This window comes from Ruegeria sp. BF10 (genome assembly GCF_056538725.1).
Genome location: NZ_JBQFTR010000001.1, coordinates 216,124 through 236,329, shown reverse-complemented (window position 1 = coordinate 236,329; position 20,206 = coordinate 216,124). Strand labels below are relative to the sequence as shown.

General features: G+C 58.6%; 23 protein-coding genes. 6 read left to right on the top strand and 17 right to left on the bottom strand.

Going from position 1 to position 20,206, the window contains the following annotated elements:
• Positions 1-22: 22 nt before the first annotated feature.
• Positions 23-709: a ferredoxin gene (locus tag ACR0DJ_RS01260; protein ID WP_425078888.1), complete on the top strand. Its 687-nt coding sequence runs from the start codon at positions 23-25 to the stop codon at positions 707-709.
• Positions 706-1,203, top strand: coding sequence for a SixA phosphatase family protein (locus ACR0DJ_RS01255; RefSeq protein WP_480683612.1), 498 nt, complete (start codon positions 706-708; stop codon positions 1,201-1,203). The genes ACR0DJ_RS01260 and ACR0DJ_RS01255 overlap by 4 nt, the downstream gene beginning before the upstream one ends.
• A gap of 49 nt (positions 1,204-1,252) precedes the next feature.
• Here the strand turns inward: ACR0DJ_RS01255 and ACR0DJ_RS01250 are convergent, their stop codons facing one another.
• The 17 genes from ACR0DJ_RS01250 to rplO all read right to left on the bottom strand — a co-directional run bounded on the left by ACR0DJ_RS01250 (position 1,253) and on the right by rplO (position 17,482).
• Positions 1,253-2,044, bottom strand: coding sequence for an amino acid ABC transporter ATP-binding protein (locus ACR0DJ_RS01250; protein ID WP_170346451.1), 792 nt, complete (start codon positions 2,042-2,044; stop codon positions 1,253-1,255).
• Between the two features lie 12 nt (positions 2,045-2,056).
• Positions 2,057-3,355, bottom strand: coding sequence for an amino acid ABC transporter permease (locus ACR0DJ_RS01245; protein WP_170346450.1), 1,299 nt, complete (start codon positions 3,353-3,355; stop codon positions 2,057-2,059).
• A gap of 3 nt (positions 3,356-3,358) precedes the next feature.
• Complete coding sequence (locus ACR0DJ_RS01240) at positions 3,359-4,591, bottom strand: amino acid ABC transporter permease (protein ID WP_480683611.1); 1,233 nt, start codon at positions 4,589-4,591, stop codon at positions 3,359-3,361.
• Positions 4,592-4,717: 126 nt separating this feature from the next.
• Positions 4,718-5,734, bottom strand: coding sequence for an amino acid ABC transporter substrate-binding protein (locus ACR0DJ_RS01235; RefSeq protein ID WP_170346448.1), 1,017 nt, complete (start codon positions 5,732-5,734; stop codon positions 4,718-4,720).
• Positions 5,735-5,939: 205 nt separating this feature from the next.
• Entirely contained in the window at positions 5,940-6,647 is a 708-nt protein-coding gene (locus ACR0DJ_RS01230) for an ATP12 family chaperone protein (RefSeq protein ID WP_480683610.1), read from the bottom strand.
• A 3-nt stretch (positions 6,648-6,650) separates the two neighbouring features.
• Positions 6,651-7,322 carry an HAD-IA family hydrolase gene (locus ACR0DJ_RS01225; RefSeq protein ID WP_480683609.1) on the bottom strand — a complete coding sequence of 224 codons (672 nt, stop codon included), beginning with the start codon at positions 7,320-7,322 and terminating at the stop codon, positions 6,651-6,653.
• Positions 7,319-8,362, bottom strand: coding sequence for an RluA family pseudouridine synthase (locus ACR0DJ_RS01220; protein WP_480683608.1), 1,044 nt, complete (start codon positions 8,360-8,362; stop codon positions 7,319-7,321). The genes ACR0DJ_RS01225 and ACR0DJ_RS01220 overlap by 4 nt, the downstream gene beginning before the upstream one ends.
• 120 nt (positions 8,363-8,482) lie before the next feature.
• A complete protein-coding gene (locus tag ACR0DJ_RS01215; RefSeq protein WP_425078893.1) occupies positions 8,483-9,289 on the bottom strand; it encodes a crotonase/enoyl-CoA hydratase family protein in 807 nt (268 codons plus the stop codon).
• Between the two features lie 98 nt (positions 9,290-9,387).
• On the bottom strand, positions 9,388-10,698 hold the full coding sequence (locus tag ACR0DJ_RS01210) for a replication-associated recombination protein A (RefSeq protein WP_480683607.1): 1,311 nt from the start codon (positions 10,696-10,698) through the stop codon (positions 9,388-9,390).
• A gap of 3 nt (positions 10,699-10,701) precedes the next feature.
• Positions 10,702-12,087 (bottom strand): trypsin-like peptidase domain-containing protein, encoded by a 1,386-nt coding sequence (locus ACR0DJ_RS01205; protein ID WP_480683606.1) that lies wholly within the window; start codon positions 12,085-12,087, stop codon positions 10,702-10,704.
• A gap of 159 nt (positions 12,088-12,246) precedes the next feature.
• On the bottom strand, positions 12,247-12,669 hold the full coding sequence (gene rplQ / locus ACR0DJ_RS01200; RefSeq protein ID WP_170476977.1) for a 50S ribosomal protein L17: 423 nt from the start codon (positions 12,667-12,669) through the stop codon (positions 12,247-12,249).
• Positions 12,670-12,787: 118 nt separating this feature from the next.
• Entirely contained in the window at positions 12,788-13,804 is a 1,017-nt protein-coding gene (locus ACR0DJ_RS01195) for a DNA-directed RNA polymerase subunit alpha (RefSeq protein WP_117870179.1), read from the bottom strand.
• Between the two features lie 114 nt (positions 13,805-13,918).
• A complete protein-coding gene (gene rpsK / locus ACR0DJ_RS01190) occupies positions 13,919-14,308 on the bottom strand; it encodes a 30S ribosomal protein S11 (RefSeq protein WP_093965380.1) in 390 nt (129 codons plus the stop codon).
• Positions 14,309-14,323: 15 nt separating this feature from the next.
• Positions 14,324-14,692 (bottom strand): 30S ribosomal protein S13, encoded by a 369-nt coding sequence (rpsM, locus tag ACR0DJ_RS01185; RefSeq protein WP_170346440.1) that lies wholly within the window; start codon positions 14,690-14,692, stop codon positions 14,324-14,326.
• 201 nt (positions 14,693-14,893) lie between these two features.
• Entirely contained in the window at positions 14,894-15,538 is a 645-nt protein-coding gene (locus ACR0DJ_RS01180) for an adenylate kinase (RefSeq protein WP_170346439.1), read from the bottom strand.
• Positions 15,535-16,899 carry a preprotein translocase subunit SecY gene (gene secY / locus ACR0DJ_RS01175; RefSeq protein ID WP_170346438.1) on the bottom strand — a complete coding sequence of 455 codons (1,365 nt, stop codon included), beginning with the start codon at positions 16,897-16,899 and terminating at the stop codon, positions 15,535-15,537. The genes ACR0DJ_RS01180 and secY overlap by 4 nt, the downstream gene beginning before the upstream one ends.
• A 109-nt stretch (positions 16,900-17,008) precedes the next feature.
• Positions 17,009-17,482, bottom strand: a complete 474-nt coding sequence (gene rplO / locus ACR0DJ_RS01170; RefSeq protein ID WP_170346437.1) for a 50S ribosomal protein L15 — start codon at positions 17,480-17,482, stop codon at positions 17,009-17,011.
• A 309-nt stretch (positions 17,483-17,791) separates the two neighbouring features.
• Between rplO and ACR0DJ_RS01165 the strand changes: the two genes are divergently transcribed.
• From ACR0DJ_RS01165 to ACR0DJ_RS01150, 4 genes are all read left to right on the top strand, one after another.
• Entirely contained in the window at positions 17,792-18,826 is a 1,035-nt protein-coding gene (locus ACR0DJ_RS01165; protein ID WP_170346436.1) for a fatty acid desaturase, read from the top strand.
• Between the two features lie 135 nt (positions 18,827-18,961).
• Positions 18,962-19,153: a hypothetical protein gene (locus ACR0DJ_RS01160; protein ID WP_480686218.1), complete on the top strand. Its 192-nt coding sequence runs from the start codon at positions 18,962-18,964 to the stop codon at positions 19,151-19,153.
• A gap of 123 nt (positions 19,154-19,276) precedes the next feature.
• Complete coding sequence (locus ACR0DJ_RS01155; protein ID WP_170346435.1) at positions 19,277-19,483, top strand: cold-shock protein; 207 nt, start codon at positions 19,277-19,279, stop codon at positions 19,481-19,483.
• 165 nt (positions 19,484-19,648) lie between these two features.
• On the top strand, positions 19,649-20,203 hold the full coding sequence (locus tag ACR0DJ_RS01150) for a L,D-transpeptidase (protein ID WP_480683605.1): 555 nt from the start codon (positions 19,649-19,651) through the stop codon (positions 20,201-20,203).
• Positions 20,204-20,206: the final 3 nt, after the last annotated feature.

Below are 20,206 nucleotides of genomic sequence, written 5' to 3'. Positions count from 1 at the left end.
CCCCCGCACGAGAGGAGGAGACATGACACATCTTGCACAGCCTTCCTCTGATCGTGACGCGACGCCTTATGAACAGGTTGAAAACGCCGCCCGTCATACTGGTTTGTTGGTCATGGGCGCACTGCATCCTCGCCACGTTGCAGCCAAGGAACTCGACACCGGTACGCTGATCCTGCTGGGGGCCGGGCCGGACTTCTGGCCCGCACTGAAAGCCTCACCAGAATGGCACCAGGCCGACCCCGTTGACCGATGGTCGAAAAGGGTGGTCAGTCAGATGGCTGAGGCGCTCGGCGCCCGGGCGTATTTTCCGTTTGGCGGCCCCCCTTACACGCCATTCATCGACTGGGCGCTCAAATCTGGACGGACGTTCAGCAGCCCGGTCGGGGCATTGGTGCATGATACCGTTGGCATGATGATTTCCTATCGGGGCGCACTACATTTTGCCGAAGAGTTCGCCATCCCAGCCCCTGCCGGCGTGTCGCCTTGCGAAACCTGCGCCGCGCCTTGCACGACGACCTGTCCGGTCAGCGCGCTGAACGCGCAGGATTTCTATGACGTCGCTGCATGCCACGACCATCTTGGCACCGCTGAAGGTCAGACCTGCATGTCTGGTGGGTGTCTGGCCCGCCTTGCCTGCCCCCTGAGCGCGGGCGCGGGGCGCGACCCCGAACAATCGGCCCATCACATGAGAGCCTTTCATCCGTCATGACCCGAATTCTGATCCTGACACGTCATGCGAAATCCAGCTGGGATAGCCCGGGGCTTGGCGATCATGACCGCCCGCTGAACAAGCGTGGACGAAAGTCAGCCCCGGCCATCGCTGCTTGGTTGCGTCACCACGGATGGCTACCGGATGAGGTTCTCAGCTCCACATCAACCCGCACCCGCGAGACATGGGATCGCATGGGTTTGCAGGCCAAAAAAATCAGTTTTCTCAGCGCCCTCTACCACGCTGATTCAAAGGTCATGCTGCGAGAGCTTTCGGGCGCTACGGAACCGGCTGTATTGATGCTGGGTCACAATCCCGGGATCGCCGATTTCGCCAACCGTCTGGTGCGACAACCGCCAAGTCATGCTCGCTTTTTCGATTATCCAACCTGTGCAACAACGGTCATGTCATTCGACATCAACAGCTGGGCCGAGGTTCGATGGCAAACCGGAACAGTGCTGGGGTTCACCATCCCACGCGAGTTGATCGAATAAAAAAAGGCGGGGCAATACCCCGCCTTCGCTCTTTCCGCCCTTGTGAGGGTCAGTGACCCAGAATCTGGCTCAGGAACAGTTTGGTCCGCTCGCTTTGCGGGTTGTTGAAGAACTCTTCTGGTTCGTTCTGTTCCACGATCTGCCCGGCATCCATGAAGATCACGCGGTTGGCGACCTGACGGGCAAAACCCATCTCGTGGGTCACGCACAGCATGGTCATGCCTTCCTCGGCCAGTTCGATCATGGTGTCGAGCACCTCTTTGATCATCTCGGGGTCCAGCGCCGATGTCGGTTCATCGAACAACATGATCCGCGGCATCATGCAGAGCGAGCGGGCAATCGCCACACGCTGCTGCTGACCACCCGAAAGCTGACCGGGATACTTGTCGGCCTGTTCGGGAATTTTCACCTTTTCCAGGAAGTGCATCGCGCGCTCTTCGGCCTCTTTCTTGGGCGTCTTGCGCACCCAGATCGGGGCCAGCGTACAGTTTTCCAGAATGGTCAGATGCGGGAACAGGTTGAAGTGCTGGAACACCATCCCAACCTCGGACCGGATCTTGTCGATGTTCTTCAGGTCATTCGACAGCTCGATCCCGTCCACCACGATCGTGCCCTGCTGGTGTTCCTCCAGCGCGTTCAGACAGCGGATCAGCGTGGATTTGCCCGATCCCGACGGGCCCGCGATCACGATCCGCTCGCCCTGATTGACGGTCAGATTGATGTCGCGCAGCACGTGGAAGGACCCGTACCACTTGTTCATTTGGTTGATTTCGATGGCGACCTCGTCGCTCACCTGCATCTTGGAGCGGTCGATTTCGCGGTCGATTGCAAGTTCAGACATGTGTTGAACTCCTTAACGATGATCTGTGGCAAGGCGACGCTCGAGCCACTGAGAATATTGAGAGATGCCGTAACAGACGACGAAGAACAGAAGCGCGGCAAAGCCCAGAAGCTCCCAGTAGACGCCGTTCCATTCGGTCGACGCCAGGATGGGACCCCGGATCATGCCCACCAGATCGAACATCGAAATGACCGAAACCAGTGTCGTATCCTTGAACAGGCCCACGGCCACGTTCACGATCCCGGGGATCGAGATCTTCAGCGCCTGTGGCAGGATGATAAGCCGCATCGCCTGCGGATAATCCAGCCCAAGACTGTCTGCGGCCTCGTACTGCCCGCGCGGAAGCGCTGCCAGACCGCCGCGGATCACCTCGGCGATATAGGCGGACGAGAACATGGTGATCATGATCACAACGCGCAGGAACAGGTCGACCGTGCTGTCAGGCGGGAAGAAATAGGCCAGCATCACCGAAGCCACGAACAGCAGCGTGATCAGAGGCACGCCGCGTATGAACTCGATGAAGATGACACAGACCCACTTGATCAGCGGCATGTTCGACTGTCGCCCCAAGGCCAATGCGATCCCGAGTGGTACCGACAGCGACACACAGGTCACGCCCAGCATCATGTTCAGCATGAAGCCACCCAGGTCACGGCTGGGAACGGCCGACAGCCACGCGTTTTCTGATGCGCCTTCCGGGATCAGGGCCCCTCCGACGTTCCAGATGACCAGTGCGGTCACGATTGCTCCGAAGAACCCGGCGGCGAAGCTGTTGTTGCCCAGCTTCTGGAAGACACCACCGGCGGCTATGCAGCCAACAAGTGCAACCAGAGGCACAAGGATCGTGCCACCCCAGATCAGCCAGAAAGCCAGGAAGGGATAGACCGCAGTGAACAACAGCATCTTGCGGGGCAGGTCAAAGAACAGCACCGGCGCAATCGCCACCAGCATCAGCACAAAGGCCAGGTTCGGCCGCCAATAGGCATCGACGGGGTATTTGAACCCATAGATCAGCTGCGGCCAGCGTTCCGTCAGAACCGCGAAACAGGCTCCGGTCTTGTCCCCCAGAATTTCGCGGCATTCCGCCAGCGAGTTGGCATTCCACACTCCGTTCAGAATCCATGGCAGGGTATTCTTGAGAAGAATGTAGATCAGGATCAGCGACAGAACTGTCAGGATCGAATTGACGACCCCGGAAAACAGATTCTCGCGCAGCCATTTGATGACGCCGGTCTCATTCGCCGGCGGCGGTGAGGGCGGGATGGTGCCTTCGGCCACGAAGGCGATCGGGTTTGTTGCTTGATCACTCATGGCTCAGCGCTCCTTCAGCTTGACGGAAGCGTTGTAGATGTTCATCCCGGTCGAAATCAGCAGCGAGGCCGTGAGGTAGAACAACATCAGCAGCAGAACGCATTCAATCGCCCGGCCGGTCTGGTTCAGGGTAATACCACCCAGTGTTGCGGTGATATCCGCATAGCCCACGGCAATCGCAAGAGACGAGTTCTTGGTGATGTTCAGATACTGCGAGATCAGCGGCGGGATGATGACCCGCAATGCCTGGGGCAGGATGACCAGTTTCATGATCCGTCCCTGACGCAGGCCCAGTGCGGCGGCAGCCTCGGTCTGACCTTTGCTGATCGCCTGAATACCCGCACGCACGTTTTCCGCGATAAAGGCACCGGTATAGATCGACAGGGCGAACCACAGTGCAATCAGAGGACCGCCGGCATTCAGTCCGCCGCTGAAGTTAAAGCGCTTCAGCTCGGGGACATCCCAGGTCAAGCCCATGATGATCATCAACAGCACAAAAGGCACCAGCCAGATTGCCAGTTTCGGCAACAGCGTCGCGGGACGCTCGCCGGTTTCTTCCTGCTTCTTGGTTGCGCGCTTTTCGACTTCGCCGCTGACGAACCACGATCCGATCAGGACGGCGATGACCAGCAACCAGTTCAGGGCTGCCGATGCAAACAGGCCATTGGCGAATTCAGGACGCGGGAAATAGATGCCCCGGTTGGTAAAGGCAAAAGACCCAAACAGCATCGATGACGTCGGGTTTTCCCCACGGAACTCGCTTGGCGGCGGCAGCACGGCCGTCATGATCGTGAAGATGATGATGATCCAGATCAGCACCGGTATGTTCCGGAAGATCTCGACATATACTGCCATCAGCTTCGATACGAGCCAGTTGTTCGACAGTCTCAGAACACCCGCGATCACACCGAAAACAGTTGCAGTGATACAGGCCAGAAAGGCCACGAGCAATGTGTTCAGCAAACCGACAAGTGCCGCGCGTGCATGTGATGACTGACTGTCATATTCGACAAGACGCTGGTTGATGTCATACCCGGCGGAATCGCCGAGGAAAGAATAGGAAATATTGAGCCCTGCGGCCCTGAGGTTCTGGATCAGGTTGTTGCCCAGATACCAGATCGAAAGCGCAATGACGATGGCCGCAATCACCTGAAATGTAAGAGAGCGATAGCGGGTATCGTTTATGAGCATAGACAACCGAAAATCAGCTTTCGGTGGGTCAGTCATAGTCGACATATTTTGGGATCCCCGTGGCTTGCGAGCTGTTAAATATCGGCGAGGTTTTCCCCGCTCTGCATCTGCCCGCAGCAATTTATTGTAGAAGAGGGCGCAGGTTGCCCTGCGCCCTCCTCCATTGATGCCTTAACGGAACGGCGGCGAGTACAGCAGACCACCTTCGGTCCACTGTGCGTTCAGGCCGCGCGCCAGACCGATCGGTGTTTCTTCACCGATGTTCTTGGCGAAGATTTCACCATAGTTGCCGCCAGCTTTGATCGCTTTGGCAGCCCAGTCGGCGTCCAGACCCAGCATTTCACCCAGAGTGCCTTCTGTACCCAGCAGGCGGTTGATTTCCGGGTTGTCGGTGCCGGCGCTCAGTTCGTCGATGTTTGCCGATGTCACGCCCAGCTCTTCAGCCGAAATCAGTGCGTTCAGAGTCCAGCGCACGACGTCGCCCCACTCGTGGTCGCCATGACGGACTAGCGGGCCCAGCGGCTCTTTCGAGATGATTTCGGGCAGCAGGATGTGCTCGTCCGGCGCTTCGAAGGTGGCGCGGGTTGCAGCCAGACCCGATGCGTCGGTGGTGTAAACGTCACATGCACCAGCCAGGTACTGCTGCTGCGCTTCGGCGTTGGTTTCGATCGGAACCGGCTCGTAGCTGATGTTGTTGGCACGGAAGAAATCGGCCAGGTTCAGCTCGGTGGTGGTACCGGTCTGGATGCAGACACGGGCGCCGTCCAGTTCCTTGGCCGAGCTGACGCCCAGCGCCTTGGGAACCATGAAGCCCTGACCGTCATAGTAGTTCACGCCGGTGAATTCGAACTTCAGGTCGACGTCGCGGCTGAAGGTCCAGGTGGTGTTCCGTGCCAGCATGTCGATCTCGCCCGAGGCCAGAGCGGTAAAGCGTGTCTTACCGGTGGTCGGAACGAATTCAACGGCGTTGGCGTCGCCCAGAACGGCAGCAGCAACAGCGCGGCACAGCGATACATCAAAGCCCTGCCATTCGCCATTGGCGTCGGGCGCAGCAAAACCAACCAGACCGGTGGTCACACCACAATTCAGCTTGCCGCGTGCTTTAACGTCGTCAACGGTCCCTGCCATGGCTGCGCCAGCAGCAAGACCGGCAATCGTTGCCGCGCCCAAGAATACGGATTTTTTCATTTTTACCTCTTCCTGATTTTCCGCCCCGTCCGAGACGGCTCTGCCCGGCAAGTGGATGCCGGATAGGTTACCCCAAAGGTGTCTCCCCTTTAGTGGCACCGAGTTTGGGCGTATTCATAAACAAACGTCAAGGGCCGGATCATCGAAAACGATGGATCAGGCCCCAAGCTGTTTACAGATTTGCTCAAAAAACCGGAATTTAGGATCAAACCGATATGTCAAAGAAGCGTTTGGCATGCATGAATGCCGCTTTCTTGGTCTCGGCAACCTGATGGGCTTCTTCGTCATGGCCCCATTGTTCAATCTGCCAGGTTTCATCCAATCTTGAAATGCGCCATATTTCGTCCGGATTGCGCCAATTCATGGCGGCCGCAAAGCCAAGAATCAATGACCCCGACAGGCTGACCAGATCGTGAAAAGCGGCCAGTTGGAACGCATCCAGCCCGTGCACCCGAGATCGCAATGTCGCCAGGGCGGATTCCGACTGCGGTTGATGCAGAACCCCGGCAATCGGAACCAGACGGGCGGACAGTGCGGTCTCGGCCCAATCCAGGGCGGGATCCCATTCGGCGCTCTGACGTTCATGCAACTCCTGCGGGTGAGTTGCGCGATAGCACAACAAATCAGAATCGCCATAATCGGCCAGCATGTCGGCAACTTCGCCGTGCTGGATGCGGACTTTGTCAATCGCTGCATTTGCAGAACGGGTGAAAGGCATCGCGGCAGGATCAACCTCTTTTTCCTGGGCGTCCCATTCCCCTGCCACCGCTTCGGCCATGAGGCGGGTTGGCAGGATCAGGTCTGCCTTGGCTGGTGTTTTGACCCTGCGGCCATCCAGTTCGACGGTAAACCCGCCATCAACCTCGACAACGGCACTGTCCTTCCAGAAGCGTTTCGGTTTCCAGTCACTCATCTTTCAATCCCACATCCCAGCCAGCGCATTGGGCAACTGGTCAAAGGTTTCGATAATGCAAGAAGCTGCGGTCAGAGCCGATCGGTGATGATAGCCCCAGGTTACGCCGATGCCGCGAACACCGGCAGCCGCGGCCATATCCATGTCAAAGCTCGTGTCGCCGATCATCACTGCACAGCCGGGTTCGACCCCGGTTTCCGCCAATGCGGTCTGCACCATGGACGGATGCGGCTTTGAAGGGTGGTGATCCGCGACCTGCCGGGTCACGAAATACGGTTCCAGCCCGTGGGCTTCGATCAGCGCGTCCAACCCGCGCTGCGACTTGCCGGTTGCCACGCCAAGCAGCACTTCGGGCAGGGCATGCAATGCTTCAATCACCTCGCGCGCACCGGGGTACAACGGAGAACTGGCAGCCCCCAATTCAAGACGATGGGCGTGATAGGCCTCTTTATAACCGTCGACCAGATCGTTCTGGACCGAGAGAGGCTGTTCCGGCACCAACCGGGCGATGGCATGGGGCAGCGACAAGCCGACAATGGACAGGATCGCCTTTCGCGTTGGAACCGGCACGGAAGCGGCCTGAAAGCTGGTGGTCATGGAGTGAACAATGCTGCCCTGACTGTCGACCAGGGTACCATCGACGTCGAACAGGACCAGTCGCAAGGGTGCGCTCATTGCAGCTTCTCAAACGGGTCGTCAGCCGCCAGATCCTCGCTCCATCCGAACGTGTCCCAGCTGTGTTTCATGTGCTCGGGCAGGGGCGCCGTCACCGTCACCGGTTTCCGCGTCATCGGATGCAGAAAGGACAGCCGCCGTGCGTGCAAATGCAGCTTTTTGCTTATGACTCCGCCCAGTTGCGCGCCCCATCCGTCGCCAAGGTTTTCCTGACCCGAACCGCCGTATTTTCCGTCGCCGATGATCGGGTGCCCGATTGCGGCCATATGAGCCCGCAATTGGTGCGTCCGTCCGGTGATCGGCTCCATCGCCACCCATGCAGCGCGGCTGGCAACCCGATAGAGGGTTGCGTAATGCGTATGCGCGCGTTTCGCGCCCGGAGTGCTGTCAATTTCGTTCATATGCACGGGGATCATCTTTTCGCCCTCACCGTGCTTGCCATGACCCGGCGCTTTGACAAGGCCGGTTTTGATCTCACCAAGGTACGGTGTCGGAACACCGGCAACCAGCGCCCAGTAGATCTTGCGCGTATCACGATGACGGAAGGCGGCCGTCAAACCCTTGGCGGCCTCCCGCGTGCGGGCCAGCAGCAGAACACCTGACGTATCCTTGTCCAGTCTATGGACCAGCCGAGGGTTCTCGTCATAGCCGAACCGCAATGCTTCGGACAGGCTGTCAACATGCCGGGTCTGCCCGCTGCCGCCTTGCACCGGCAGGCCATGCGGCTTGTTCAGGGCCAGAATGTGATCGTCGCGGTAGATCACGCAGGACTGGATCATCCTGGCATCCGCATCCGAGATACGATGCTTGACCTCGGCCGGTTTGTGATCGGCATCCGGAAGGGGCGGCACGCGAACCACCTGCCCTGCCTCCAACCGGGTCGAGGCTTTGGCGCGGCTTCCGTCAACACGCAATTCTCCCTTGCGGCACATCTTTTCAATGCGGCCCTGGCTGACATGCGGAAACAGGCGGCGCAGCCAACGATCCACGCGCTGGTCCCCATCCCCTTCAGCGACTGTAATCATCTGTACGCCACTCATGCCATTACCCCTTGTTCCGCGCGGGTGATCCGCCCGGATTGCGTGTTTACCCGTGTCCCAGAAATCATGGGCGTCTGTCGCGCGCAACGCGGCAAGAGTCAAGCTATCTGGCTATGGTTCTCAGATGTTCGAGAAGTCGCCGTGCCGCCCTGCTCCATCCCGGAAACGGGCAGCCCCAGCTGTACCTTCACGGCGAATGGCGTCCAACCCGTTGGCCCATTCGACCTTGAGCGCGTCACGTACCGGCATTCCACGCGTTTCTATGATCGATCGGCGGTCTGCCCGAACGGCCTCTTGCGGGAAACGGGCGATAACATGAGCCATGTCTTCAGCCGCACTGCGTGCTGTGCCTTGTGGGACGACCTTTTCCGCCAACCCAATCCTGTAACACTCTTCAGCTTCGACCTTGCGACCGGTCAGAGCGATTTCCAACGCCTTGCCCTGCCCCACCAGACGCGGCAACCTGACCGAGCCACCATCCATCAGGGTAATCCCCCAACGTCGGCAAAAAACACCCATGTAAGCCGTTTCCGCCATGACCCGGATATCGCACCACAAGGCAAGCTCCATTCCTCCGGCCACTGCCGCGCCTTCAACCGCAGCAATGACGGGTTTCGAAAGCTCCAGCCGCGACGGTCCCATCGGCCCAAGCGTTGAGGGGGCTGACCCGATAGGAAAAGCAAGTTTATCAAAGTAAGCCTCACGCCGTTCCGGATCGGCCAGCGATGCGGCAAGTTTCAGATCCCACCCTGCACAGAAATTGCCACCCTGGCCCCAAAACACCGCAGCCTTGGCCGAACTGGCCTCAAAACTCAGAAATGCCTCTGCCAAAGCCTCGGCATGTTCCGTATCAACAGCGTTCCGCGCATCCGGCCTGTCGTGAATGACGGTCCAGACATCTTCGGATTTTTCGATAGAAACCGACATATCAAGTCCTCCCCTGCAAGCGTTGACCCAAGGGAAGCGTCCAATTTCAATCCTGTCGCCTGTGACGCCGCGGAACGCCCACGACTGACCCTGCGTAACTAGCTGTTACGCTGCGCCCGCAGCTTGGCAAAGTAATCGAGGCGTTTCTTCAGCTCACGCTCAAACCCGCGCTCGACCGGTTGATACAGAACCGGGCGTTTCATCGTCTCGGGGAAGTAGTCCTGACCGGAAAACCCGTCCTCGGCATCATGGTCATAGGCATAGCCCGCGCCGTAACCCTGATCCTTCATCAAAGAGGTCGGCGCGTTCAGGATATGCTTGGGCGGTGGCTCGCTGCCCGACTGCTTGGCCAATCGCATTGCCGCCTTGTAGCCGACATAGGTGCCGTTGGATTTTGGCGCCAGCGCTAGATAGACCAGCGCCTGAGCAAGCGCCAACTCTCCTTCCGGGGAACCCAGACGTTCGTAGGTTTCCCACGATTGCAAGCAAATGGCCTGCGCCTGTGGATCGGCCAAGCCTATATCCTCGACCGCCATGCGTGTGATCCTGCGTGCAAGATACCTTGGGTCCTCGCCCCCGGTCAGCATGCGCGCAAACCAATACAAAGCCGCATCCGGGTCAGAGCCGCGCACCGATTTGTGCAGGGCCGAGATCAGGTTGTAATGCTCATCACCGGACTTGTCGTATTTTGCGGCCCGCCGCATCAATCGCGTCGACAGCGCATCAGGGCCCAGCGGCGCATCCACCTTCCACGCCGAAGCCTGTTCGATCAGGTTCAGCAAAGCCCGACCGTCGCCATCGGCCATCTCCTGCAACGCATCGCGTGCGGCAGGCGTCAATGGCAACGCACGGTTCAGCTCTTTTTCGGCCCGTTGGGTCAGACGCTCCAGATCGGCAAGGCTGAGCCGTTCCAGCACCAGCACCTGCGACCGGCTGAGCACAGCGGCATTCAGCTCGAATGACGGGTTCTCGGTCGTTGCGCCGACCAACAGAATGGTGCCGTCTTCCATATGGGGCAGAAACCCGTCTTGCTGAGCCTTGTTGAAACGGTGGATCTCGTCCACGAACAACAAGGTGCCCTGCCCGTTCTGGCGGCGTATTTTCGCGGCCTCGAAAACTTTCTTCAGATCCGGCACACCGGTAAAGATCGCACTGATCTGAACGAAATGCAGATCGGTTTCCTGCGCCAACAGCCGTGCAATCGTCGTCTTTCCAACTCCGGGTGGACCCCAGAAGATCAGGCTGGACAAACTACCTGCCGCCAGCATGACACCCAGCGGGGCCTCGGGGCCCAGCACTTGTTCCTGCCCGATCACCTCGGCCAGGGATCGAGGCCGCAACCGGTCAGCCAAAGGCCGGTGAGGAGAAGCGGCGGGTTCTGCCGCCCCGGTATCGAACAGATCACTCACAGGTCACAACCGGAACCGCAAAGAAACGGACCGCCCCCCGCGCAGCAAACCTATCTGCACGTAACGGCCCGGGTCGGTCAGCGCGGTCTCAACGTCCCGTGGGCGCTGAATTTCTTCGGCATTGATGCTTTCAAGAATATCACCGGTTCGCAAACCCGCCCTTCCACCATACGGGCCGGGATCCACCACGACGACACCGGTCTGCGACAGCGACAAACCCATCTTGGTGATCACGACAGGATTGACCCGAGATACCACCAAGCCCGGAAGAACGGTTCTGTCATTCAACGTCGTTTCTTCGGCGGCCGGAACGTCAGGGGCTTTGATAAGGACCACCTCGACATCTTCACTTTGCGCACCGCGCAAACGGGTCAGAACCGAGGTTCCACCAACCCCGGCGACCGACATCCGAAACTTCATCTCGGCGGGCGAGTTTACCTCATCCCCGTCCACATGGGTTACCACGTCTCCCACTCTGAACCCTGCGTCGCGCAAAGGGCTGAGTTCATGCAGGTCAGAGATCACTACGCCCAACGGGATAGCCAGACCGAGGGATTCCGCGATATCCGCGCTCATGTGTTGACCCGACATACCCGCCCACGGGCTGACGAAACTGTCATTTCCCTGCTGCGCCTGCTTGAGGAATTGCGCCACCAGATTGGCAGGGATGGCAAAGCCGATGCCATTTGATCCACCCGATCGGGTCAGAATCGAGGTATTGATCCCGATAAGTTGGCCATTCACGTCGATCAGCGCCCCACCGGAGTTGCCGGGGTTGATTGCAGCATCTGTCTGAATGAAATACCCGCGGCCATTCCCGGTTGCCGTGCCCGTGCGCGCCAGCCCCGAGATGATGCCGGACGACACCGTCTGCCCCACCCCGAATGGGTTTCCGATGGCCAGGGCCAGCTCTCCGACTTCGACCTGATCTGAATCGCGAAGGGTCAGGAAAGGCAGGTCTTCGGCCCCTTCCAGACGCAGGATCGCGATATCGCTTTCCTCATGGCCCAGCACAACCTCAGCCGAAAACTCGCGCCGGTCCGTCGTGACAACCCGGATCTCGGTCGCGGACCCGACCACGTGATAGTTGGAAACGACGTACCCATCGTCAGACAGAATAACCCCGGAACCCAGCGAGTTTTGTACACGCTGACGGGGTTCGCCAAATCCCCGGCCAAAGAAATCCTGAAAGAACGGGTCCGAGAAAAACGGGCTAGCCCGGCCCTGCCGGACGATCTTGGCATAGATATTCACAACCGCCGGCGCAGCCTGTTTTACGACCGGGGCAAATCCCAACGAAATCTCGGCCTGTGACTGCGGAACTTTCGTTTCGGCCATTCCTTGCGTCGCGCAGGTCAAGGCAACAAGGGTCAGCATTACGCGGATCATGGTGGCTCCGTTTTTGTGATTGGCCCAGATATGCTGACACAAAATCTGAATTGCAAGTCAGCGGTCGGGTATGCCCCGCAACATGCCCGGCATGCCATAACGAAAAAACCTCCGTCCGGTTTCCCGAACGGAGGTTCGATCGTGACCTTGGGTCAGGTCTTACTCTTCGTCTGCTGCCTCTTCGGCGGCGACGCGGGCTTTGTCGGCCGCGCCTTTGGCGTCCAGATCGCGGTCAACGAATTCGATGATCGCCATCGGAGCCATGTCGCCATAGCGGAAGCCAGCTTTCAGGATGCGGACATAACCGCCCTGACGCTCGGCGTAGCGGGGGCCCAGAACTTCGAACAGCTTGGCGACGTCCTTGTCTTCTTTCAGCTGCGATGCGGCCTGACGGCGGGCGTGCAGGTCGCCGCGCTTGCCCAGAGTGATCAGTTTTTCAACGATCGGGCGCAGTTCTTTTGCCTTGGGCAGAGTTGTTTTGATCTGCTCATGTTCAATGAGCGAGCCGGCCATGTTCGCAAACAGCGCCTTGCGGTGCTCATGAGTACGGTTCAGGCGGCGGTAACCACGTGCGTGACGCATTTTCTAGTTCCTTCTTTCGCGTTTTGCTTTGTCTGGCCGGCGATGCGTGTCACCGGCTCTCCTTGGGGCGGATATGCCCATTTTGTCCCCGGCAGCCCGGGCATTGGAGAAGACGCGCTTAGAACGCGTCTTCGAATTTCTTCGCCAGATCTTCGATGTTGTCCGGCGGCCAGTCCTCGACATCCATGCCCAGGTGCAGACCCATGCCGGACAGCACTTCCTTGATCTCGTTCAGCGACTTGCGGCCGAAGTTCGGGGTGCGCAGCATCTCGGCTTCGGTTTTCTGGATCAGATCGCCGATGTAAACGATGTTGTCGTTCTTCAGGCAGTTTGCCGAACGGACCGACAGTTCCAGCTCGTCCACCTTCTTCAGCAGCAGCGGGTTGAACTCCAGACCATCGTCCTCGTCCTGACGACTTGCCGATTCCGGCTCGTCGAAGTTGACGAAGATCGACAGCTGATCCTGAAGGATACGAGCGGCAAAGGCCAGCGCGTCTTCCGGCGTGATCGAACCGTCAGTTTCGATCTTCAGGGTCAGTTTGTCATAGTCCAGAACCTGACCTTCACGGGTCGGCTGAACGTCATAGGCGACCTTTTTGACCGGCGAATAGATCGCGTCGATCGGGATCAGGCCGATGGGTGCGTCTTCGGGCTTGTTCTTCTCGGCCGAGACATAGCCCTTGCCGGTGTTGACGGTCAGTTCCATGAAAAGGTCTGCGCCATCGTCGAGGTGGCAGATGACGTGATCACGGTTCAGAACCTCGATACCGGCGCTTTCGCTGATGTCGCCAGCGGTGACGACGGCCGGACCCTTGGCGTTGATCGACAGGCGCTTGGGGCCTTCGACCTCCATGCGCAGGGCAACCTGCTTGAGGTTCAGGATGATGTCGGTGACGTCTTCACGAACGCCTGCCACGCTCGAAAACTCGTGCAGGACGTTGTCGATCTGGACGCTGGTGATGGCCGCACCTTGCAGCGAGCTCATCAGAACGCGACGCAGGGCGTTGCCCAGGGTCAGACCAAAGCCACGCTCCAGCGGTTCGGCAACCAGGGTGGCCTGACGTGCAGGATCATTGCCCGGCTTGGCTTCCAGCTGGGTCGGCTTGATCAATTCGGCCCAATTCTTGTGGATCATGTAATCCCTCCATTCCTGTCCGCGCCCCATGACCAACAAGGTGCAGACGCCCGAGGTTCAAAATGACGTGCTGGGGCCGTGCAGAAACACAGCCCCAGCTCAATTCAAAATCGCTTAGACGCGACGACGCTTCGGCGGGCGGCAGCCGTTGTGGGCAATCGGCGTCACGTCGCGGATAGACGTGATGTTGAAGCCCACGGCAGCCAGCGCGCGCAGTGCCGATTCACGGCCCGAACCGGGGCCCTGAACTTCGACTTCCAGCGTCTTGACGCCATGTTCCTGCGCCTTCTTGCCTGCGTCTTCGGCAGCCATCTGAGCGGCGTAGGGTGTCGATTTACGCGACCCTTTGAAACCCATGGTCCCGGCAGAGGACCATGCAATGGCGTTGCCCTGCACGTCCGAAATCAGGATCTTGGTGTTGTTGAAGGTCGAATTCACATGGGCAACGCCCGATGCGATGTTCTTGCGCTCTTTGCGCTTAACGCGAGTCTTGTCACGTGCCATCGGTCAGACCCTCCCTTATTTCTTCTTACCAGCGATGGCCTTTGCGGGGCCTTTGCGGGTACGAGCATTGGTGTGGGTACGCTGACCGCGAACCGGCAGGTTGCGGCGATGGCGCAGACCGCGATAGCAGCCCAGATCCATCAGGCGCTTGACGTTCATCTGAACTTCACGACGCAGGTCACCTTCGACGGTGAAGTTTGCGTCGATGTGCTCGCGGATGGCCAGAACTTCGGCGTCGGACAGTTCGTTGACACGACGCGATGCGTCGATGCCTACGGCTTCGCAAATTGCGTTGGCCGAAGTGTTTCCGATACCGGTGATATATGTGAGGGCGATAGGTACCCGCTTTGCAGTCGGGATGTTTACGCCGGCAATACGTGCCACGTGTCACTTTCCTTTTTTGTTGCGGTTCCGTAACTCCGGAACCTTTTTTCACAACACCTGACCGTGGCAGTGACGCCAGAGGGTCCAGTATTATTCGAGGTGGTCGGGGCGCAAGCGACGAATCCCTCACGCGATCTTGATTCCCTTTAGGGATGGGGGTCGATATGGGCTTTTGGCGGTGCCGTCAAGCCCATATTGAACTCAACCGAGAATGGCTTCGATCGACGCCGTGACTTCCTTGATGTCCGCCAGCCCGTTCACCGGGCGCAGATCACCCTTGGCGTAGTAATAGCCAATCAGCGGCGACGTCTTCTTGTAGTATTCCATCAGACGCGTGCGAAGGCTTTCCTCGTTGTCGTCAGCGCGACGCACGAAGTCGTTTTCCTTGCCGCAATTGGTGCACTTTCCATCAGCCGGGATCGGCTTGGTCTTGTCGTTGTAGACCTCACCACATCCGCCGCAGGTTGACCGCGCGGTAATCCGTTCCACCAGCGCATCATCATCCACACGCATCTCGATCACGGTGTGCAGAGACTGACCCAGCTTGGTCAGCAGAGCCGACAGCGCGTCGGCCTGTGCCAGCGTGCGCGGGAAGCCGTCAAAGATGAAACCGGCGCCCTTTTCGGTGGTCAGTTTCTCTTCGATCAGGCCGATCACGATCTCATCGGTGACAAGCTTGCCCGCGTCCATGATCGCTGCAACCTTCTTGCCCATCTCTGTGCCGCTGGTCCGCGCCTCGCGCAGCATGTCACCCGTGCTCAGCTGGATCATACCGCGGGTTTCAACCAGGTGACGCGCCTGCGTTCCCTTGCCTGCCCCCGGGGGGCCCAGAAGAATGATGTTCATCGACGAGCAGCTCCCTTTCTGCCGCGTTTCTTGCCTTTGCCACGCAGTTGGGACTTTTCGATAAGCCCTTCATATTGATGCGCCAGCAGATGGCTCTGAACCTGCTGGATCGTGTCCATGGTCACAGAGACGATAATCAGAACCGAGGTGCCGCCGAAATAGAACGGAATGGCAAACTGGCCCCGCAGGATTTCGGGCAGCAGGCAGACCGCCGCCAGATAGCCCGAACCCAGCACCAGCACGCGGTTGACCACGTATTCCAGATACTCGGCGGTTTTCTTGCCGGGGCGGATGCCGGGCACGAAACCGTTCTGCTTTTTCAGGTTGTCCGCCACATCGTCCGGTTTGAACGACACGTTGAACGTATAGAAATAGGCGAAGAACACGATCATCGAGGCAAAGAACAGCAGGTAAAGCGGCTGTCCGGGGCCGAAATTGGCCAGCAGCCAAGACATGACGGGCCCGTTCGCGGCACCTGACGAGAAGGTCGAGATCGTGACCGGCAGCAGCAGCAGCGAGCTGGCGAAGATCGCCGGAATGACACCTGCGGGGTTGACCTTGACCGGCAGGTGGCTTGAGCCGCCTTCGTAGATTTTCATACCGGCCTGACGGCGCGGATACTGAATGTGGATCTTGCGCAATGCACGTTCCATGAACACCACGAAAGTGATGACCGCGATCACCATGACGATCACGCCAACGATGACGGCAGGGCTGATTGCACCGCTGCGGCCGCTTGCAAAGAACTGCGCCAGAGCAGCCGGAACCTCGGCAATGATGCCGACAAAGATGATCAGAGAGATGCCGTTGCCGATACCGCGCGCGGTGATCTGCTCTCCCAGCCACATCAGGAACATGGTGCCGCCAACCAGCGTTATCATGGTCGACATCCGGAAATAGAGACCCGGATCAGTCGCCAGATCGCCCGATTCCAACGAAACGGCCAGGCCATAAGCCTGAACGGTGGCTAGAGCCACGGTGCCGAACCGGGTGTACTGGTTGATCTTCTTGCGCCCTTGCTCGCCCTCTTTCTTGAGTTGCTCGAGCGCGGGAACCATCGATGTCAGCAGCTGAACGATGATCGAGGCCGAGATGTAGGGCATGATGCCGAGGGCAAAGATACCCATCCGCCCCAGCGCCCCGCCGGTGAACATCGAAATCATGCCGCCGATGCCCTGCCCCGCCTGCTCCATGAATTCGCGCAAAGCTGCTCCGTCGATCCCCGGCACCGGAATGAATGTGCCCAGACGATAGACGATCAGCAAACCCAGCGTGAACAGGATGCGGTTGCGCAGATCGGTGGCCTTGCCCAGAGCAGCCCAGCTTGTGTTGGCTGCCATTTGTTCTGCTGCTGATACCATAAATCGGTCTCTCTTATGCAAACGCCGCCCGGAACCGTTTTCCGGCTCGGACGGCGTCTTGGAAAACTCTGAGGTCTATGTAAGCGGGTCTTTGCCCGCTCACAAGCGATTACTCTGCCGCAGCAGCTTTTGTGACCTTCAGTGAACCGCCCGCTTTCTCGACTGCCTCGACGGCAGATTTCGAAGCACCGGTCACTTCCAGGTTCACCTTGGCGCTGATTTCGCCTTTGGCCAGAACGCGGATACCGTCCAGCTTGCGGCGAACCAGACCGGACGCAACCAGAGCGTCTTCGGTGATCGCAGCCGAAGCGTCCAGCTTGCCCGCTTCGACGAATTTCTGGATCAGACCCAGGTTGACAACGGCGAATTCCTTGCGGTTCGGCTTGTTGAAGCCACGCTTGGGAAGACGCTGGTACAATGGCATCTGACCGCCTTCATAGCCATTGATGGCCACACCCGAACGGGATTTCTGGCCTTTGATACCACGGCCACCCATTTTACCTTTGCCGGAACCCGGACCACGGCCAACGCGGGTGCGTTTCGGGCTGGCGCCGGGATTGTCGCGCAATTCGTTCAGTTTCATGTCGCTTCTCCTAAGCCGGATATGACCCCGAAGCGTGATGGGCCAAACACGGCATTTCTTGGTTTTGATTCTCGTGGCGGAAAGCCACCGCAGGCGTATAGGCCCGATAAACGCACTTGACAAGCCTGTAGATTGCCCTGCGCCCTGAAGTTCCGGCATGGGGACCCGAGCCAAGTGTTACGCAAAGGGCACCTCTGCCGGCCCTTGACCGAAAAGTGACCGTAAAATGCAGCGACTTTTACAAAAACCGCTTGCTATGTCGGGGTGGTCGTCTATCCGGTGGCCTGCAAACACTTGACTGGCAGGCGTATGACTGAACCCTCTCCCTCGCACCGGGTAAAGCCGGAGACCACCGCCGCACGTGACTGGGTAACAACGCTTGCCAGATATCGCGAACCGGACCAAATGCGCAGCTCTTTTGAGCTGGGCATAAGCATTATCCCCTTTTTCGCGCTGTGGGCTTTGTCCTGGATGTCACTGTCGGTCAGCTATTGGCTGGCCTTTGCGCTTTCCGTCCTCAATGCGGCCTTTCTGCTTCGCTTGTTTGCCATCCAGCATGATTGCGGGCACGGCGCGTTCTTCAAGAATCGGACCGTCAGTGACTGGATCGGGCGCGGCATCGGTGTTCTGACACTGACCCCATATGATGTCTGGCGCCGCACGCACTCCGCACACCACAACAGTTCAGGCAACCTGGATAAGCGCGGGATGGGCGATATCCATACCCTGACCGTGGCCGAATATCGGGCCAAAACACCACTGAACAGGTTCTGGTATCGCGTGTACCGGAACCCGATCACTTTGTTCGTACTTGGCCCTGGCTATCTGTTTTTGTTTCAAAACCGCCTTCCGCTGGGCCTGACAGACAGCGTCAGGTTCTGGGTCAGCGCGATGGCGACCAATCTTGCCATTCTGATTGCACTGGTGGCCATCTACTATTTTGGCGGGCTGATGCCGATGTTGCTGATCTTTCTGCCGTCGACACTGATTGCCGCAACGGCCGGAGTGTGGCTGTTTTATGTACAACACCAGTTCGAGAACACGCATTGGGACGCCGATGCAGACTGGCAACTGCATGAAGCGGCGCTGCACGGAAGTTCACACTATATACTGCCCTCGGTGTTGCAGTGGTTCAGTGCCAATATCGGCATCCACCATGTACACCACCTCTACAGCCGCATTCCGTTCTACCGCCTGACCGAAGTGCTGCGCGATCATGAAGAACTGGCGAACAGCAACCGGATGACCATTCGGGAAAGTCTTGCCAATGCGCGGCTTCACCTGTGGGACGAGAAGAACCGTCGTCTGCTGTCCTTCGCCGAGGCCCGCGCACTTTACAAGTAACGGGCATGCCTGCCAGCTTGTTGCCTGAAATCGCAGCGTGTCCCTTGCGCCGACGACAGGGGCGTGTGGCGCGGGATTCTCTCCATCCATCGCGACCTGCATTGCTGCGAAAAGGGCGCGTGACCATCTGCCGACATGAACACCACTCTGCACGGTTTCTGTTATGACCAAATGCAGCCGTTCAACCTGTTCGTCGATTCTGGGCAAGGCTGCGGCACCTTGAAAGAATACGCGGCCCCCGGGCATGTGGGCACGGCGGAAATCGCTCATACCCATGTACAAATCCAACAAAATCTCTTGTCACACCCCCGCCCCGATGCCATATGAAAAGAGCTTACGTTTATCTATTCGACCTACTGTCTCCTTCATCGGCAGTCAGTCTATCGATACAGACCGACGACGCCAGGCTGCCGCAACTCCGTGGGCAGCACTCAAACAGGAGACACGGATATGCCTACAGGCACCGTAAAATGGTTTAACACCACCAAAGGCTTCGGCTTCATCGCACCGGAAGAGGGCGGCAAAGATGTATTCGTGCACATCTCGGCTGTCGAGCGTTCGGGCCTGACCGGTCTGGCCGACAACCAGAAAGTCACGTACGAGCTGCGTGCCGGCCGTGACGGCCGCGAAAGCGCCGACAGCATCCAGCTGGCCTGAGCTTGAGATCGGGTGAGGGGATCCCCCCTCGCCCCTTTCCCGCCGCGACCTTCCGGTGGCAGGCAGGACACATCACGACCACGTGATGTCTGCCCTAGAATTGACCAAATATCATATCATGATGAAATTGGTTTTAGTTTCATTGGTCATTCGACGAGGGTTTCGATGTTTACACGCCGTATTTTTCTGGCCGCAACAGCAGCCAGCATGTTGCCGGGCATCGCCAGCGCCAAAAAGGCGGTCGAGTATGATCCGGCACCGCAATTCGTGCGCATCAAAAAACAGTTTGTACCAGGTCAGCTGCTGGTCGCGCCCCGGTCGTTCTATCTCTATTTCGTCACTGAACCTCGCAAGGCGATCCGCTATGGCTGCGGAGTCGGCAAGGCGGGGCTGGAGTTTACCGGCACAGCCACCATCGATGTGAAAAAGGAATGGCCGACCTGGCGTCCGACCGATGAGATGATCGAACGTGATCCCGTCGCTTACGCTAAATTCAAGGACAATGACTATGTCCAACCCGGTGGCGGAGACAACCCGCTGGGCGCGCGGGCGCTGTATCTGTTCCAGAACGGTGTCGATACCTATTTCCGTATCCACGGCACGACACAGCCGCAAACCATCGGTCGGGCAGTGTCCAACGGTTGCATACGAATGCTGAACGAGCATGTGATCGATTTGTACAACCGGGTGCCGATCGGAACTGTCGTTACAGTCGTCTGAGTG